Raw genomic sequence first — 16,911 nt, 5'->3', positions numbered from 1 at the left:
CATAGAGCGCGCATCACCCGGCCGGCCCAGCCGCGTCCGCCGTTCGCGACGCTGTTCGTGCGGCTGTTCGGACCTCCGGCTGAGCCTCTGCCGGGGCCTGTGTCCGGGCTCCTGCCCGGGCTTGTGCCGACGGCTTCTCCAGGTCCTTGAGGAAGAGCCGGTCCAGCACCACCCACTCGGTGTCCCGGTCCACCACTTCCACCGTGCGGCCGTCCAGGGTGGGGGCGGCCCGCGGGTCGTCCATGGGCAGCAGCAGCCACAGACCGTGCGGGGTGTCGGACGGACGACGCGCAAGCTGCTGGAGCCGGGCCACCAGCTCCCGGCCACCGCCCTCCCAGTAGCGGGCCAGCAGTCCGGCGTTGTGCAGGAACAGCACCGTGCGCGGGCCCGCCGCCTCGGCCCGGGACGTCAGCCGGTCGGCCAGGCGCTGGGTCGCGGCCCTGGTGTACGAGGCGAGGGCTGCGCCCAGCTCGCCGGAGGCGGTCAGGCGCGCGTCGGCCTTCAGCAGCGCCTGCCAGCGCACGCCCTGCTCCTCGGCCAGCTCCCGCAGCGCGGTGAGGAATTCGTCGCCCAGGGAGACCGGAAGGACGTCGAAGCGGTCGGCGAGGTGCCGGGCCGTGCCGCGCAGGTCCGCTCCCTTGAGGGTGAGGGCCAGAAAGCCGCCCCGGCGCAGCGCGGTCTCCAGCTTCAGCCGCAGGACCTGCCGCGGGTCGCGGCCGGCTGCGACGTCCGCCTGGGAAGCCCGGACCAGCACACTGGTCCGGGTCGGTTCGGAGACCTCGCTGTGCGGCCGGCTGCTGCCCGCACCGCTGCGCGCCGGCATGAAGCGCTTGCGCTGTATGTCGTAGGTCAGGGGGAACTGGGCCTCGGCAAGAGCCTCCTGAAGCTCGACGTAGGTGAGTTCCTCCAGCCCTTCCAGGCCCGGGAACCGGGCACGCACCCGGGTCAGCAACTCCTCGACGGAGATGCCCGTGCCCGGCCGCACTCCGGCCGGGGCCTGGGAGATCCGCAGCGCCCGCGGCAGCGGCAGGTCGCGGGGGAACACCTCCAGGCGCCGCGAGACGGCGACCCGCTCGGCGACGGCCGCGGCGAGGGTGACCAGCCGGGTGTCCGCCAGCGGCGCCATCCCGTCGGGAGCGGGCACCGTCCGCAGTTCCCGCACCACGGTGGCGCGGCCGGGGAGCGGATCGCGGGCTGCCAGGTCCGCCGCCAGTTCGCCGAGCCCGGCGGCGTAGTCGGCGAGTTCCGCCGGGGTGGGCTCGTCGGCGCCCGGGCGGTCCTCCAGGGCCAGCAGGACCCGCCCGCCGCGCCGCAGCACGGCGAGGCGGGCGACGGCCTCCGTACCGGTGCCGCTCGTGTCACCGTCCTGTGCGTCGTGGAGCGGCTCCTCGTCGCGTTTCCGGGCCTCCGTCTCGGCGGCGGCCCGCACCACGGCGAGCGCCCTGGCAAGCGTCTGGGCCGGGCTGTCGGCTCCGGCTCCGTGCCGGGCCCGCAGTTCGGCGGCCAGCTCCTCGGCCGTCATCACCCTGCCCTGGGCGGTAAGGATCTCCACGAGTTCGTCGCGGACCTGGCGCAGCCATGGCAGGGCGGCCCACTGTTCAAGGGCCGCCTGCTGGTGCTTGGACACCGTGGCCTGGCTGATGTTGAGCGCCTTGGCGATGGAGGTCTGGGCCGGCCAGGTCTCCAGCGGAGCGGCGCCCGGCAACTGCAGCGTGGCCAGCACGACATCGGGGCGCGGCCGGGAACGGCGTCCCTCGCCGGAGGGCGTCAGGCGGGCGGCGAGCTCGTCGATCGAGCCGTAGCCGTCCGCCCCGGCATCCGCGGTCCCGCCGGTGCGGACGCTTTCCGCGGCGGGCTTCGCGGCCGGCCGCTGCCGCAGGGCGGCGCTCCACTGACGGTGGCGGCGATTGAGTTCCTTGCGGACCACGGCGCCGGCGCCCCGGGCGCGGGAGATGACATGCGGCTGGACGGCCAGCAGGCCCCGGACATCGGTCGCTCCCAGGGCGCCTGCCACCGACACCGCGCGGGGGGACAGACCCGCGGCGTCCAGCGGCGTGTCCAGGGTCGCCGCGGCGGCGGCCTGCTCCCGGGCGTCCTCGATGTCGACGGCGTTCGCGCCGACGGTCGCCGGCGTGGTGGCCGGGCGGGCCGAGTCGGCGGTGCGGAAAATCTGCCGCCAGGCGTCCCACATCTGCTGGAGGCTGTCGAAGCGGTGCTCGACATCCCGGTGCAGCGCTCGCTCGAAGAACCTGGTCAGCCCGTCTCGCAGCGCGGGTTCGAACAGTTCGTCGGAGAGGGAGAGCTGTGCGTCCGGGACGGTCAGCGGGGCGCTTCGTCCGTCGCCCCACACGGGGCGTTCCCCGGAGGCCATTTCGTGGAGCGTCACGGCCGCGGCATACCGCTCGGCGTGGTCGTCGTAGCGGGAACGGCGGCTGCTGCCGAGGAAAGGATCGAGGTAGCCGCGGGTTCCCGCCTGGATGTCCTTGTCCGGGGCGTCCGCGAGCGAGAAGTCGAACAGCATGAGCTGCCAGGAGCCGTCGCTGCGTTTGAACAGGCCGAGATTGTCCGGCTTGATGTCCCGATGGCGGACCCCGCGGGCCGCCAGACTGTCGAGGGCGTGGAACAGGTCGTTGCCGAAGCGCTCCAGCTGGTCGTAGCTGAGCCGGCCTTCGCCGCGCAACCGGGAGCCGAGGCTGACCGGCTCGCGGTCCCCCGCGCTCCGGAACCCGCCGGCGTATTCGATTTCCAGCAGGGTGCGGCCGCCCAGCTCCCGCGGCTCCTCCAGGAGCTTGACGATGCGGTCGCCGCCGACTTCCTTGAGCGCCGCGGCCTCGGCGTAGAGCCGCGCGTCCTTCTCCCGGTCCAGGGCGATCTTGAACACCCTCGGAGGTTCCGGCCGTCCGGCTCCGTCCCCGTGCTCGTCGTCTCCCTCGTGCTGGTCGGTGGGCCTGACCAGCACCGCGCGGGCGGTGGCGCCCGTTCCCAGGACGCGCACGACGGTCCAGCGGTCGTCGATCGGCCTCCCGGGCTGCACGGTCAGCGGGTCGGGGAGCGAGGCGCCGGGTTCCTCCGGCGGCGTGGCATCCTCCTCCGCCTTGTCCAGCAGCCGGAGGAAGTCGTCCGCCGAGGGCAGGCGGTCCTGCACATCGGGACGAGTGGCCTGGAAGACGAGGTCGTCGAGGGCCGAGGAGATGCCGTCGGCGATCGCGTAGGGATGCAGGCCGCCCTCGGCGGCAAGCCGGTCGATGAGGGCACTGCGGCGGTCGGCCGGGGGACGTCCGGTGAGCAGAAGATAGGAGAGACTGCCCAGGCCGAACACATCGAGGTCGACCGGGTCGGCAAACTCCTGGTCGGTCTCGGGGGCGAGGTAGACCCGGGCCGTATCGGCGATGAGACCGGCGTCGAGAGGGGTGTCGCCGAGCGAGCGGAGATGGGTGGTGTCGAAGTCCCTGGCCGCGGTCTGCCAGTCGGCGATGCGCAGCACGGGATCGCTGCCGTCCTCCTTGGCGGAGACGTAGACGGACCGTGCCGCCAGGGCGCGATGGTAGAGGGAGCGGTTGTGGGCGTACCGCACGGCCTCGCCGAGCTGGCGGACCAGGTTGAGCCGGTCGTCGGCGGTGAGCCGGCCGCCGTAGGCGTCGAGGTACGCGTCCAGCCGCAGATCGGACTCGCGGTGGCGGAAGAGAATGGCCGGCCCACCCCGGTGTTCGCGGATCTGGACGGCCTGCACGATGCCACGGTGATTGATGCCCTGCAGGACCTGGTACTCCCGCCGCGCGGCGCGATCCACCTTGAGACGCTGCTGTTCGGATGCCGCCTCGCCGGCCAGATAGATACGTACCCGGCCACGCTCCCGCACCAGGCCGTCGTCGCGCGCGGCGAGCCGGTCCTCCCAGCCGGGGCCCGCGTCCAGGACACCCGGCTGCAGTCTCCAGTCGTCCCCGTACCGCAGGTGCGCCGTGGAATGGCTGATGCCGATGTGCTTCATCAGCGCTTCGACGAGCTGACCGGTCTGGGGGGTGATGCGCCGGCTCTCCCGTTCCGGTGGCAGGCCGAGCAGATCGTCCCAGACCCGGGGCAGCCCGCTTGCGCCGTCATTGAGCCCGAAGACGCCCGGTCGCTGGAACTCGTCCAGCTCGCTCCGCAGCGTCGGGTCGTGCAGGAAGACGGCCGGCTTGATGAACGGCACCCTGCGCGGGTCCTTGCCGGTGGCTCGGGCCGCGCGCTCCAGCCGGCTCTTGAGCTCCTTCGTCTTCAGGTCCGTGAGGTGCAGGGGGTTCTTCAGGGTACGGACCCGGTCGCCGTGGAACTGCCAGGTGTCTCCGTGGTTCACCAGGCGTCCGGGGTGCCCCTTGAGTTCCAGCAGGTAAAGGCCGCCCGGAACGACGATGAGCAGGTCGCACTCGTTGACGCGTCCGGAGGCACCGGTGAACTGGAACGTCGCCCAGGCACGGTAGGGCTCTGCCTGCGGCATCAGCCGCCGGATGTGGTCCAGGCCCTCCTGCTCCCACCGGTAGCCGGAACGGCGGGGCTGGAACCAGCGTTCCTTTCGCGGCGGCGGTCCGGGCTTGGGCACGGAGGACCGCGCTGCGGGCGTCACAGGGGGTACCTCCAGTCGTCGAAGCGGCAGGTGAACGCAGGCTACTCGGTGAGCCGCCGGGAGGATCCACCGCTGTGGACGCCTTGCCGGGACGACCCCGGCTCTGCATCCTAATCGGCCCCCATGACCTCCGGCGATGGTCCTACCAGCCTCCCGACCGACCGATGGTGTGCCGTCGTGCTCATGGGCTGGCCGGCCGTTGGTCAAGCGCCCGAGAACTTTGAGGGCTGTCCTTACTTTCGACTATGTGCCTTGCCGCCAGCCAGTTCGACCTTGTTCGAAAAACTTGATCGTCCGCCGTTCGGTGCCCGCAGCAGTGACCTGCCGCCAGCAGCAGGGGGAACACCGCAGTCGATGCACGGCGGAACCGGAGGAACGCCACGTCGTGGCGTACCCGTCCCGGCTCCTGGCCGCGCACCGGCGGCGGACCGGCACCCCGCGCGGATCGCGGGCGCTCGGCCCGTTCCGCCAGGCGGTGCTGGTCCTGCGCCGGTTCCGTGAGCGCGGCTGCGTGCACTGCCTGGCCCGCGACGCGGGCATCTTCCAGGCCACCGGCTACCGGTACCTGCACGAGGGCATTGACCTCCTCGCCGAGAAGGCCCCTGACCTGCACGAGGTCCTTCACCACTGCCGACATGCCGGCATGACCCACGTGATCCTCGACGGCACATTCGTCGAGACCGACCGCCTGGCCGGCGTCCGCGACAACGGCAACGACCTGTGCTTCAGCCGCAAGCACAGTCGGCGGCACCGTGCAGTTCTTCGCGGTCCCGGACGGCGCTCCGCTGTGGGTCTCCGATGTCGAGCCCGGTTCCACCCCCGGCATCACCGCGCCCGCATTCACGCCCTGCCCGCGCTGTACAAGGCGGGCGGCCGACGGGCTGCCCACCCTTGCGACAAGGGCTACATCGGTGCCGGCATCGGCATCCTCGTTCCAGTCCGCCGCCGAAAGGAAAGTCGGAGCATGCCCTGCACGTGGACACACGAACTACGAACGGCCTGATCAGAGGTATTCGCGTCCTCGGAGAGCGCGCCGCCGCCGAACTCAGGCAGCGCTGGCGCACCCTTCAACACCTCACGCTCATCCACAGCCGGATCGGCGACATCACCCGAGCCGCCCTCGCCCTCAACGGGATCTGGAAATGATCAACGCTGTCGTCGGTGCGGGACGTGTGGGAGGAGGCCTTCGCGCAACTGCGGGCGCTCGCCGACCTGCCTGCCGCGGCTCCATGCACCGCGGCCCTGCGGGCAGATCGAGCTCTCCCGCTTCATGGAACTTCATGGAACCCGGCGTCCCCCGTCGCGGCGGCCGAGGGCTCGGCCGACATAGCCTCCGAATCACGAAATCGGCGCCAGGACCCACTTCGTAGGGCATCAGCAGACGGACGCCGCCTCATGAATGGCCAGGAACCACTGTTTGGGAGGCCGCCCGGCCGTCAATTATCCGGGTGTTTTGGCGTGTTGGCTGAGAGGCATGAGGAGGGGCTTTTGTTGCGCCGGTTGATATCCACGCTGACGGTGATGGCCGGGCTGGCGGCGGCACTTGCCGTTCCGGCTGCTCCGGCCGCCGCCACCGATTATCCTGCCAGCATCACGCCCTTGGTCACCTGGAACATGCAGGGGGCCAATAACGAGGATCGGAACGGCAGCAAGTGGACCACGGTCCTGCGGCTGGCGTTGCAAGTGCCGATCCTGACGCTTCAGGAGGTCGGCCCGCACCCGCCTTCGAACAGCGTCCGCCAGCCTGACCAGACCTTCACCACGACCGACAGCCAGGGCAACACGCATCAGTACACCGTGCTGCACCATACCTGGGACGTCGGCCCTGCTGTGCGCCATGCCAATCCCACCCGTGAGGTCTATTTCCTGCATACCGCCGACGACGCGACCAACCCGCGCCGGATCGGCGGCCGGGTCAACATCGCGCTCGTCCTGCCCGAGACGCCCGACGAGCTGATCGTCGTCGGCAACCCGGTCGATGCCGGCCGGAACGCGCTCGGTGCGCGCTTCGGCGACGAGTGGTATTTCACCGTGCACGGCCTGTCCGGCGGCGGCGGTGACTCCGGGACGTTGCTGAACGCCATCGACGACCGGATCGAGGCCCTCGGGACCCAGCGTGGCGTCACCTACCACGTGACGGTCGGTGGCGACTTCAACGTTGACCCGGGGATCCTCCATAACCGGCCCAGCTTTCCGCCGACCATGCGGGCCTACGACCCGGGCCAGGCGACCCACCTGGACGGCGGTGTGCTGGATTACTTCGTCACCACCCACTTCTTCGACGAGGCGCCGAGGATCACTGTTCGGCCGGAGGGCGATTCCGACCACCGGCCGGTCCAGTCCGGCCGGTTCAACGCGGCCGGTCCCAGCCCGTCGATCGAGGAGCTCCGGCTGATGCCGACCGGTGACGGCATCACGGCAGGTGTGCACTCCACCGACGGCAGTGGCTTCCGGGATTACCTGCACGACATTGTCAAGGGCCTGACCACGCTTGCGGTGGTCGGTATCGGGACGGCCGCGACCCTCCTCGCCAAGCGCACGGACTTCGTCGGTGAGCTGCAGAGCGGCACGACCGGCGACCCCGACCACATGGGGTTCGACGGCAAAAGCATCGACGAGATAAAGGCCGAGACGATCCCCGCGCTGCGGACGCTGCGGCCGAACATGATGACCCTGGTCGCGGGCACGGCGGATCTGGCCGGCGGTGCCGACGGTACGGCGACGGCCGAGAAGATGCGGAGTTTCCTGGACGAGATCTACTTCGCCTCGCCGACGACCACGGTCCTGATCGGGACCCTGCCGCCCTCGACGAACCCCACGTACCAGGCCCGGATCGATGCCTACAACTCGGCGCTCCGCACGATCGCCCAGGACAAGCTCGACAGCGGCGCGAAGGTGGTGCTGGTCGAGCTGGGCTCGGTCACCCCGCAGGACATCGTCCACGAGATCTACCCGAACGACGCCGGTCATCAGAAGATCGCGCACGCCTTCGCCGAAGGTGTCCGGATCGCGTTCCTCCACCGCATGGTCAGCGGACGCTCGTACGTCTGGGAACCGCTCGGCAAGATCCGGGACGCCGCCGCGGCCGGCTCGAAGATCGGGTTCCCCGATCTGAACGGCGACGGCAAGGCCGACTACGCGGTGGTCGGTACGGACGGCACGGTCACCGGCTGGCGCAACGACAACCCGCGCGAGCCCGGGGTCCCGTTGGGCGACATCAGCCCGGCCGACCGCGGGGACACCCCGGAGCGGGTCTACTTCGCCGACCTGGACGGCGACGGCAAGGACGACTACATCCGCATCCTGCCGGCGGCCGACTCACCGACCGGCGTTGCCGCGATGCGGGTGTCGCGGAACACCAGCAGCGGCGGCGAGGTCAGCTGGGGCAGCGCGACGATCGTCGCGAACGATCTCGGCTACGAGCGGGACATGAACTTCACCGACCTCGACGCCGACGGCCGCGACGACCTGGTCACGCTGAACCGGCTGAAGTTCGCCAGCGCCTGGCTGAACAAGGGCGAGGGAATGCCGGCTCCGGGCGACTGGGACACCGTCGAGGGTTTCGGCAGTCCGGGTGAGTCGCCCGCCGCGCAGGTCGCCTTCGCCGACATCACCGGTGACGGCAGGGCCGACACGGTCCGGGTCGAGTACCTGACCGGTGAGGTCCGGGCCTGGGAGAACACCGGCGCTCCGTGGAGCGGCACCGAGGGCTGGGATTCGCTGGGCGTGATCCGTGCCGACGATCCGTTCCCCAACGGCTTCGGCACCTTCGCCGACCTGAACGGCGACGGGATCGAGGACTTCGCCGTGACCCGGACCAGTACCACGGCGAGCGCTACGGTCAAGGCGGCCCTGACGAGTGAGGCCGGGCAGACCGACGGCTGGCTGGTGCCGAGCTACGGCGACGGCAGCCGCAGCATCGGCGGTGCCGGTGATCTCGGTGTCAATGGCGGTGTCGGCGACCCGATGGAGGCGCACCCCGGCGGCGACGACGGCGGTCCGCGGCCGGACGCGTCCGGCGACTGCCGACCGGAAGGTCTGGCGACCACGCCGGGCGTGGCGACGCCGTACTGCAAGGTCTACCAGAGCGACGGCCGGGAATGGCTCGGTCAGGGCCGGCAGCGCCGGATCGTGGGCTACTTCAACGGTGGCCGCACGGGCGCCGACGGCACGCCGCACTACCTGGTGAAGAACATCCCGTGGTCGAAGGTGACCCACATCAACTACGCGTTCGCGACGGTGGAGAACAACCGGATCACGGTCGACGCGAACGCCACCCAGAGGGAATGGCCCGGCGAGCCCGGCGCCGAGATGGACCCCTCGCTGCCCTACAAGGGGCATTTCAACCTGCTGACGAAGTACAAGCGCCTGCACCCGCGGGTGAAGACGCTGATCGCGGTCGGCGGCTGGGCCGGTTCCGGCGGCTTCTACGCGATGACCACCAACGCCGACGGCTCGGTCAACCAGGCCGGGATCGACACGTTCGCGGACTCGGTCGTGGACTTCCTGCGCACCTACGGCTTCGACGGTGTGGACATCGACTTCGAGTACCCCACGGTCCTGGAGGACACCGGCAATCCGGCCGACTGGCCGGTGGCGAACCCACGCCGCGCGGGTCTGCCCACGGCCTACACCGCGCTGATGAAGACCCTGCGGGACTCGCTGAACCGGGCTTCGGTCGAGGACGACACGTACTACCTGCTCACCTCGGCGTCCTCGGCCTCCGGTTACATGGTCCGCGGGATGGCGAACCAGAAGGCGCTGGCCTACCAGGACTTCACCAACCTGATGTCCTACGACTACCACGGCACCTGGAACGACGTGGTGGGTCCGAACGCGACGCTGTTCGACGACGGCAAGGATCCGGAACTGGCCGACCAGTACGCCACTCCCGAGTACGGGGGCATCGGGTACTTCAACACCAGTTGGGCGATGACGTACATGCGCGGCGCGATGCAGGCCGGGCGCGTCAACATCGGTGTGCCCTACTACACCCGCGGCTGGCGGAACGTGACCGGCGGTACCAACGGTCTGTGGGGCACGTCGCAGAAGCCGGACGGCTGCGAGCCGGGCACGGGCATCCAACGGCCGTGCGGCGACGGCGCCCTCGGCATCGACAACATCTGGCACGACGAGACCAACAACGGCAGCGAGCTCGGCTCCGGGACGAACCCGCTGTGGCACACCAAGAACCTGGAGAACAACATCACGCCGGTCTACGCGCCCAGCGTCGGGCTGACGCCGGAGACCGACATCACCGACCGGCGCACGGGCGAGTACATCCGCCACTGGGACGACGCCACGAAGACATCGTGGCTCTGGAACGCCGAGAAGAGGGTGTTCCTGTCGACCAAGGACGAGCAGGGCATCGACGCGGTCACCGATCTGGTCGAGGCGACCGGCGCGGGCGGCGTGATGATCTGGGAGCTCGGTGGTGACTACTCCTGCCCGGTGGAGGTCCAGCCGGACACCCCGTGCGGGATGGGCTACACGCTGACCACCCGGCTCCACGAGAAGCTGGGCAACAGCGGCGCATACGACAACAGTCTGCGCACCGGCAGCGCCGGTGCCGCGCCGACGGTGACCGCCGACGTGAGCGTCGAGCTGGTCGACTACCCGACCACCTCGGCGGATCTGTGGCCGCTGCAGCCGACCGTCCGGATCACCAACAACACCGGGCGCACGCTCGGCGGTGGCAAGGACACGACGCTGTCGTTCGACCTTCCGGCCTCCACGTCACCGCTGGTCAAGGATGCCGACTGGCTGACCGGTGACGAGGGTGGCCAGTGGAGGCTGACGCCCGGTACGACCTTCCACCGGATCAGCACGACGCTGAAGTACTGCCAGATCATTCCGGCCGGCAAGTCGCTCGACCTGCCGATCATCTACTTCCTCCCGGTCACCGGTCCGGTGAACACCAGTCTGTCGATCGACGGGACGGCGTACGCGCCGGTGACCGACAACCTCAAGGGGCTCGGTACGGCGACCCCGCCGGCCGGTGGCTGCGATGCCGCGGAATGGGACGAGACCAAGATCTACTCCCCGGCCAGCCAGCCGGTCGAGGAGACCACGGTCAAGTACAACGGCAAGGTCTGGAGGGCCAAGTGGTGGACGCAGGGCAATGCCCCGGGCACCGGGGCCGACCCCGACCACGAGCCCTGGAAGCTGATCGGCGACGCTGACTGACCGCATCAGGGGAGAGTGCTTCCGTCCTGCGGCCATGGGACTGTCCAAGGTCCTGCCGGCTGCACGGACAGAAGCACTCTCCTCGATCCCTGCGGCCCACCGGAGATCACGCCCCAGGACACCGACCGGGACATGTGCGCCCGGTTTCCGAAGCCAGTACAGCTGTGTCCCGCCCGCCCGGTCACCCCACGCACAGCGGATATTGCTCGCGGCAACTACCCCGACTAGCTTGGTGGCTCATACAGTTCGCAGGCCGGACGACACGGGGGCGAGGGGCATGGGGCGGGCTTCGGACTGGTCGCCGCTGGACATGGACAGCGATCCCACGCCCGGCGACCCCAGCCGTATCGAGCAGCTGGGGAACAAGTTCACCACCTTCGCCGACGACGTCTACGACGCGCTGCAGAAGGTCCGCGCCCTGGGTGAGGACGGCACCCTGGCGGCGTTCGTGGGGGAGTCGGCGGATTCCTACCGGGACAAGTTCGACAAGGTCCCGCCCAACCTCGAAAAACTCCACACCTCCTACGACCTGGCCGGCCAGGCCCTGCTCACCTACGCGCCGAAGCTGGAGGACGCCCAGCGCGACGCCGACCAGGCCCTGACGGATGCCGAGGACGCCCGCGCGGAGCTGGCCACCGCCCAGTCGTGGCTGGAGCGCGCCACCTCCGCCCTGGAGGACGCCGAGGAGGAGGCCGAGCCGCCGGACGAGGAAGAGGTCTCCGCCGAGGTCCGCCGCGCCCTGGCCGACGCCCAGCTCGACGCCGGCAACGCCCAGACCGCCGTGGACGACGCCCGCGAGAAGCTCAACGCCGCCATCGCCCTGGCCCAGCAGGCCAAGGAAGCCCGCGAGGAAGCCGCCGAACGCTGCAAACGCGACCTGGAGGAAGCCTCCGACGCGGGCATGCAGAACAAGAAGTGGTGGCAGAAGGCCGTCGACTGGGTCGTCGACAACTGGGACACCATCGTCAACGTCTGCAAGATCATCGTCGCCGTCGTCGGCATCATCGCCATGATCATCGGCGGCCCCCTCGCCCTCCTGGTCCTCGCCGCCGCCCTCATCGTCCTCGCCGACACCCTCATCAAATATGCCAACGGCGAAGCATCACTCTGGGACGTCGCCTTTGCGGCACTTGACTGCATTCCGGGCATGAAAGGCCTGACCACCGCCGCCGGACTCCTCAAGGGAGTCAAATCCGGCCTCAAGGGCCTCAAGCAAGGTGTCAAAGGGCTTGGTCGCACTCTTCGCCGGAACGGCAGACCGGTCGAGGTCAAGGTCTGCAAGACCGACCCGATTGACATGGCCACCGGTGAAATGGTCATGGACAGCGTGGACGTGGATCTGACCGGAGTCCTGCCGCTGCGGATCGAGCGCCACCACATCTCCAGCTATGCCGACGGCCGGAGCTTCGGCCGCTCCTGGGCCTCCACCCTCGACCAGCGGCTTGTCCTGGATGACTCCGGGGCCCAGTTCTTCTCGGCCGACGGCATGGTGCTGGACTATCCGGTGCCACTCCCGGACCCCCGCCTCCCCGTGCTGCCTGTCGAGGGGCCTCGCTGGGAGCTCTCCTGGGACGGCCGGCCGGGAGGCGCGATGTCCGTCCGCCGACGAGACACTCACCAAAACCTCCACTTCGCCGCGGTGGACGGAGTGCCCAGCCACCACCTGCCGCTGGTGGCAATGACCGATCTCAACGGCAACCGCATCACATTCCACTACGAGTCCGGCGTTCTCACGGAGATCCGGCACTCCGGCGGCTACCGCCTCGGCGTGTCGGTCTACGACGACCGGGTGACCGCGCTGCGGCTGCTGAGCGACCCCGCGGAGCCGGTGCTCATCGCCTACGACTACGACGACGCCGGGAACCTGAGCAAGGTCTACAACTCCTCGGGTCTGCCCTCACTGCTTTTCTACGACGACCGGCACCGGATCACCGGCTGGCAGGACCGCAATGGCAACTGGTACCGCTACACCTACGATGCCGAAGGCCGCTGCGTCGCCACGGAAGGCGTCGACTCCTTCCTCTCCAGCCGCATCGAGTACGAGACGGAGCACGGCAGGACGGTCTTCACCGACTCCCTCGGCCACACCACCGTCTTCCAGTTCAACGACTGCTACCAGCTCGTCGCCGAGACCGACCCGACCGGCGCCACCACCCGCTACGAGTACGACCGCTTCGACCGCCCCCTGCGGGTGACCGACCCCCTGGGGCGGAACACCTCCTACGCCTACGACGCGGAAGGAAACCTGACGGCGGTCACCCGCCCGGACGGCACCGTGTTCGCGGCCGAATACAACGAACTGGGCCTTCCGGTCGTCATCACGGAACCGGACGGCTCCCAGTGGCACCAGACATACGATGACGCCGGCAACCAGATATCCGTCACCGACCCCGCGGGCGGGGTCACCCGTTACGCATTCGGCCCCGGCGGAGGTCTGACCCGGGCCACCAATGCGGCCGGAGAGACCACCGAGGTCCGGTGCGACAGCGCCGGGCTGCCCGTTTGGGCACGGACGGCGTCAGGCGCGGAAACCCACTACCGCCGGGATGCCATGGGCAGACCCGCCGAGATCGTCCACCCTTCCGGTGCGGTCTCCCGGATCGAGTGGAGCACCGAGGGCAAGGTCACCCGGCAGGAAGACCCCGAAGGCGGCGTGCAGCGCTGGGAGTGGGACCCGGAGGGCAACAACACCCGTCACACCGACGCGGCGGGCAATACCACCCGCTTCGAGTACGGCGCCTTCGACCTGCTCAGGCGCCGGATCGATCCGGACGGCGCCGTCTACTCCTTCGCCCACGACACCGAGCTCAACACCACCCGCATCACCAACCCGCAGGGGCTGTCCTGGGACTACCGCCGTGACCCCCTTGGCCGCCTGACCGGCGAGCGCGACTACAACGGCCGGAGCATCATCTACCGCAGAAACGCGGCAGGAGAGCTCACGGAGACGGTCAATCCGCTGGGCGAGCTGACCCGCTACCTGCGGGACAAGCTCGGCCAGGTGGTCGCCAAGGACGCCGCAGGGGTGCTGACGGAGTACCGGCGCGACCCCGCGGGACGTATCGTCCGGGCCATCGGGCCGGACGCGGAACTCGTCCTGGAGCGCGACGGACTGGGACAGATCGTGGCGGAGACCTGCAACGGCCGGGCCCTGCGCACCGCCTTCGACGCTCTGGGCCGCCCGGTGCGGCGCATCACCCCCGCCGGTATCGAAGTCCGCTGGGAGCATGACCCGTCCCGACGCCAACGGCGGCTCACCGCGGCGGGCCGCACACTGACCTTCGCGCTCGACGCCGGAGGCAGAGAGGTGTCCCGCCTGGCGGACGAGGAAGCCCTGCTCACCCAGGACTGGGACGCGGCCGGCCGGCTGACCCGGCAGACACTCCCCGTCACCGGCGTCGCAAAGACCTTCTCCTACCGTCCCGACCACGTCCTCAGCGGCGTCCACGACAGCCGCTCCGGTGACACCGCCTACACCCTGGACCCCCTCGGCCGCGTCACCCGCGTCGACGGCTCCAACTGGTCCGAGGAGTACACCTACGACCGCACCGGCAGCCAGACCGGCGCCCACTGGACCGCCGAAGGCACCGCACACACCGACTCGATCGGCGAGCGCGCACACCAGCAGGCCGCGATCGCCTCGGCCGGACGCGTCAGCTTCGACTACGACGCGGCCGGCCGCGTGATCGCCCGGCGCACCAGGACGCTCTCCGGGACGACCAGGACGGTGCGCTACGTGTGGGACGCCGACGACCAGCTCCGGGAGATCAGACTCCCCGACGGTTCGCGATGGCTCTACCGATACGACCCGCTGGGCCGCCGCATCGAGAAACAGCATCTGGCGGCCGACGGCACTCCGGGGCCACGGACTCTCTTCACCTGGGACGGCACCCGCCTGGCCGAACAGTCCACCCAGCACCCCGGCTCGCCGGACACCACGACCACGGCCTGGGAATACGACCCGGAAACCGAAAACCCTGTCGCGCAGCTGGAACACCGCGCCCGCTCCTCCGCACTCACACCCCCGCAGGGCACGGAAGACATCCGCCTCTACTCGGTCATCACCGACTTCGTGGGCACACCCACCCGGCTGGTGGACGCCTCCGGCACCATCGCCTGGGAGCTGAACACCACCGTTTGGGGCGTACCGAGGAGCGACACTCGCAAGGCCACCGCATGCCCGCTGCGTTTCCCCGGCCAGTACTACGACGACGAAAGCGGGCTGCACTACAACTATCACCGCTACTACGACCCCGACGTCGCCCGCTACCTCTCCCCCGACCCCCTTGGCCTGACGGCCGGTCCACACCACTACAACTACGTCCCGAACCCCTTCCTCTGGATCGACCCGCTCGGCCTCGCCTGCACGGTCGTACGGCACTTCACCACCAAGAGGAGCTACCAGCAGATCATGAGCGGCGGCGGCAAGGGAAAGATCCTGCTCAAGGCCAGCAAGCCGGGCAAGGGCCACCCCGAAGGGGTCTACCTGACTCCCCTCAGCCCCGCTGATATCGCCAAGAAGAAGGGCGGATTCAAATCCTACCTCGGCATCACCCGCGAGAAGTCTGAATACATGATCGAATTCAAGATGGACGGAGATCTGCTGCAGGGTATCCGCGGGGGCCGTGGGGACCACGTGGTGTACAGCCCGAAGGATCTGGAAATCCCGCACGAGAACATCTCCTACCACGGTCCCACTGCGGACTGGACAGCAAGCTGAGGAACAGGACATGGTGCCCACCGGTTTCGACACCACCTTCATCTGCGGAGCGGACTTCCCCGCACGGGTCCGTGGATTCATCCAGCTCCAGATGGAACGGTGGCCCAGATTTCTCTTCAACGAAGAGGAACTCAGCACCGCCGGACTCGCGTCCTGGACCCTCCCCGATACGCGGGGTGAGAAGTATCCCGACATCCTGACCTTCTGCAAGAACGCCGGGATGAACGACTTCTGGGAGGAGAACGGGTACGCCCTGGACGCCTCCGGAGAGGGACCCTTCGCCCTCTTCTTCCGCCTCCACAGTGACACCCTCTACGCCGAGGAACTCACCGGAGCACGCCAGACCGTACCGGCCGACGAGGACCCGTACCGCCTGGAAGGGTCGAGCCTCCTGCTCACCGAGTACTACACGGCCACCCTCGTCACTCCGGAGAACCCCCGCGAAGACCCCTTCTCCCGCAGCGTGGTGCAGGACTTCCTCAAGAGCTTCGGCAGCGACGCCTTCGGCCTCACCGCCGCACCACAGCAGTGAGAGAACGACCCCGCGCACGACATCGCCTCACCCGGCACGTGACCTGGCATCAGTGATGCCAGCCGCATCACTGATCACGAGAGCCGCCTCAGTTGGTCCGCAAGGCTGCGCCGCCCTGCCCGGACCGCTGCCTGAGGCAGGTCCGCCACGTCGAGGTTGCCCAGGCCCAGTTGATGGCTGAGTTTGGCAATGAACGACTCGACGGTGTCCCGGTCGACACTGTTCCGGGGCCCCAGCATGGAGTCGAGACGCGCGAGCAGCGCCTCCCTGCGGGCTCGCTCGTCGGAACACCACACATGGAAGAACGAAGTCTCCAGCACCACGAAAGAGCCGAGCTTGTTGAGGGGCAGCACCGCATCCTCGCCGAAGCTCTTCGCCGGAAGGGTGATCCGCCACTCCCCGTACCGTCCCCGGGTCGGCTGATGCCGGGCCAGGTTCCGGGTGCTGAGCCACCGGCCCGCCTTTTCCTCGAAGTTCTGGCGTGCCGTGTACACCTCCTCCGTGTCCAGCGCGGCCGTGACTTCAGGGGCGGCTTCGCATGCCGCACTCAGTACGTCCGCCTTCTCGTCCGCGGCCTGGCTGTAGACCAGATATTGGAGTCGTTGACCAGGTAGGTCCACCCCAGGAGCACGCAGACGGGCGGCAGCAGCAGGAGCACCGGAACCCGTTCGCCGGACGGAACCGCAACAGCGATGATCGCGGCCATGGAGGCCAAGGTCGCATAGAGCAGGTTGTCGCGGAATCCGATACGCGCGCGCTGCTCGTCCTTCACCGCCTGGTATTCGAGCATGAGCAATTGTGCGGGACTGACGCCCTCCCCCGTCGACACGTTCCCCCTCGCAGCCATGGCGTGCCACCGAAGTCCGTCCGGAA

The 16,911-nt window shown here is 69.3% G+C and carries 6 protein-coding genes and 1 pseudogene; 4 read left to right on the top strand and 3 right to left on the bottom strand.

Annotated elements, in window-relative coordinates; translation table 11 throughout:
• Positions 1 to 13: 13 nt before the first annotated feature.
• The gene (pglW, locus tag BM242_RS23095; RefSeq protein WP_245834429.1) at positions 14 to 4,600 is read right to left on the bottom strand and encodes a BREX system serine/threonine kinase PglW; all 4,587 of its coding nucleotides are present in this window, start codon (positions 4,598 to 4,600) and stop codon (positions 14 to 16) included.
• A gap of 385 nt (positions 4,601 to 4,985) precedes the next feature.
• On the opposite strand from pglW, the pseudogene BM242_RS23090 reads away from it, so the two are divergent.
• The 4 genes and pseudogenes from BM242_RS23090 to BM242_RS23075 all read left to right on the top strand — a co-directional run bounded on the left by BM242_RS23090 (position 4,986) and on the right by BM242_RS23075 (position 16,038).
• Positions 4,986 to 5,746, top strand: a pseudogene (locus BM242_RS23090) (transposase family protein).
• Between the two features lie 375 nt (positions 5,747 to 6,121).
• Positions 6,122 to 10,786, top strand: a complete 4,665-nt coding sequence (locus BM242_RS23085; protein WP_175541541.1) for a glycosyl hydrolase family 18 protein — start codon at positions 6,122 to 6,124, stop codon at positions 10,784 to 10,786.
• A 34-nt stretch (positions 10,787 to 10,820) separates the two neighbouring features.
• Positions 10,821 to 15,506: an RHS repeat-associated core domain-containing protein gene (locus tag BM242_RS23080; RefSeq protein WP_342746996.1), complete on the top strand. Its 4,686-nt coding sequence runs from the start codon at positions 10,821 to 10,823 to the stop codon at positions 15,504 to 15,506.
• A 10-nt stretch (positions 15,507 to 15,516) separates the two neighbouring features.
• Entirely contained in the window at positions 15,517 to 16,038 is a 522-nt protein-coding gene (locus BM242_RS23075; RefSeq protein ID WP_093840833.1) for a hypothetical protein, read from the top strand.
• A gap of 74 nt (positions 16,039 to 16,112) precedes the next feature.
• On the opposite strand, the gene BM242_RS23070 is transcribed toward BM242_RS23075, so the two are convergent.
• Together BM242_RS23070 and BM242_RS23065 are read right to left on the bottom strand one after the other, a co-directional pair.
• Positions 16,113 to 16,532, bottom strand: a complete 420-nt coding sequence (locus tag BM242_RS23070; RefSeq protein WP_093840832.1) for a hypothetical protein — start codon at positions 16,530 to 16,532, stop codon at positions 16,113 to 16,115.
• A gap of 53 nt (positions 16,533 to 16,585) precedes the next feature.
• The gene (locus BM242_RS23065) at positions 16,586 to 16,828 is read right to left on the bottom strand and encodes a hypothetical protein (protein ID WP_425443915.1); all 243 of its coding nucleotides are present in this window, start codon (positions 16,826 to 16,828) and stop codon (positions 16,586 to 16,588) included.
• Between the last annotated feature and the right edge of the window lie 83 nt (positions 16,829 to 16,911).

This window comes from Streptomyces aidingensis, assembly GCF_900112355.1.
Taxonomy (GTDB): Bacteria; Actinomycetota; Actinomycetes; order Streptomycetales; family Streptomycetaceae; genus Streptomyces; species Streptomyces aidingensis.
Note: the sequence above shows the minus strand (reverse complement) of the source record. Positions and strands in the feature narration are given on the sequence as shown.

What these genes read in the sequence shown, in the direction of transcription:
- BM242_RS23085 (WP_175541541.1), top strand. Translation starts at nt 6,122, where the DNA reads ATGGCCGGGCTGGCGGCGGCACTTGCCGTTCCGGCTGCTCCGGCCGCC.
- BM242_RS23080 (WP_342746996.1), top strand. Translation starts at nt 10,821, where the DNA reads ATGGGACTGTCCAAGGTCCTGCCGGCTGCACGGACAGAAGCACTCTCC.
- BM242_RS23075 (WP_093840833.1), top strand. Translation starts at nt 15,517, where the DNA reads ATGGTGCCCACCGGTTTCGACACCACCTTCATCTGCGGAGCGGACTTC.
- BM242_RS23065 (WP_425443915.1), bottom strand. Translation starts at nt 16,828, where the DNA reads ATGCTCGAATACCAGGCGGTGAAGGACGAGCAGCGCGCGCGTATCGGA.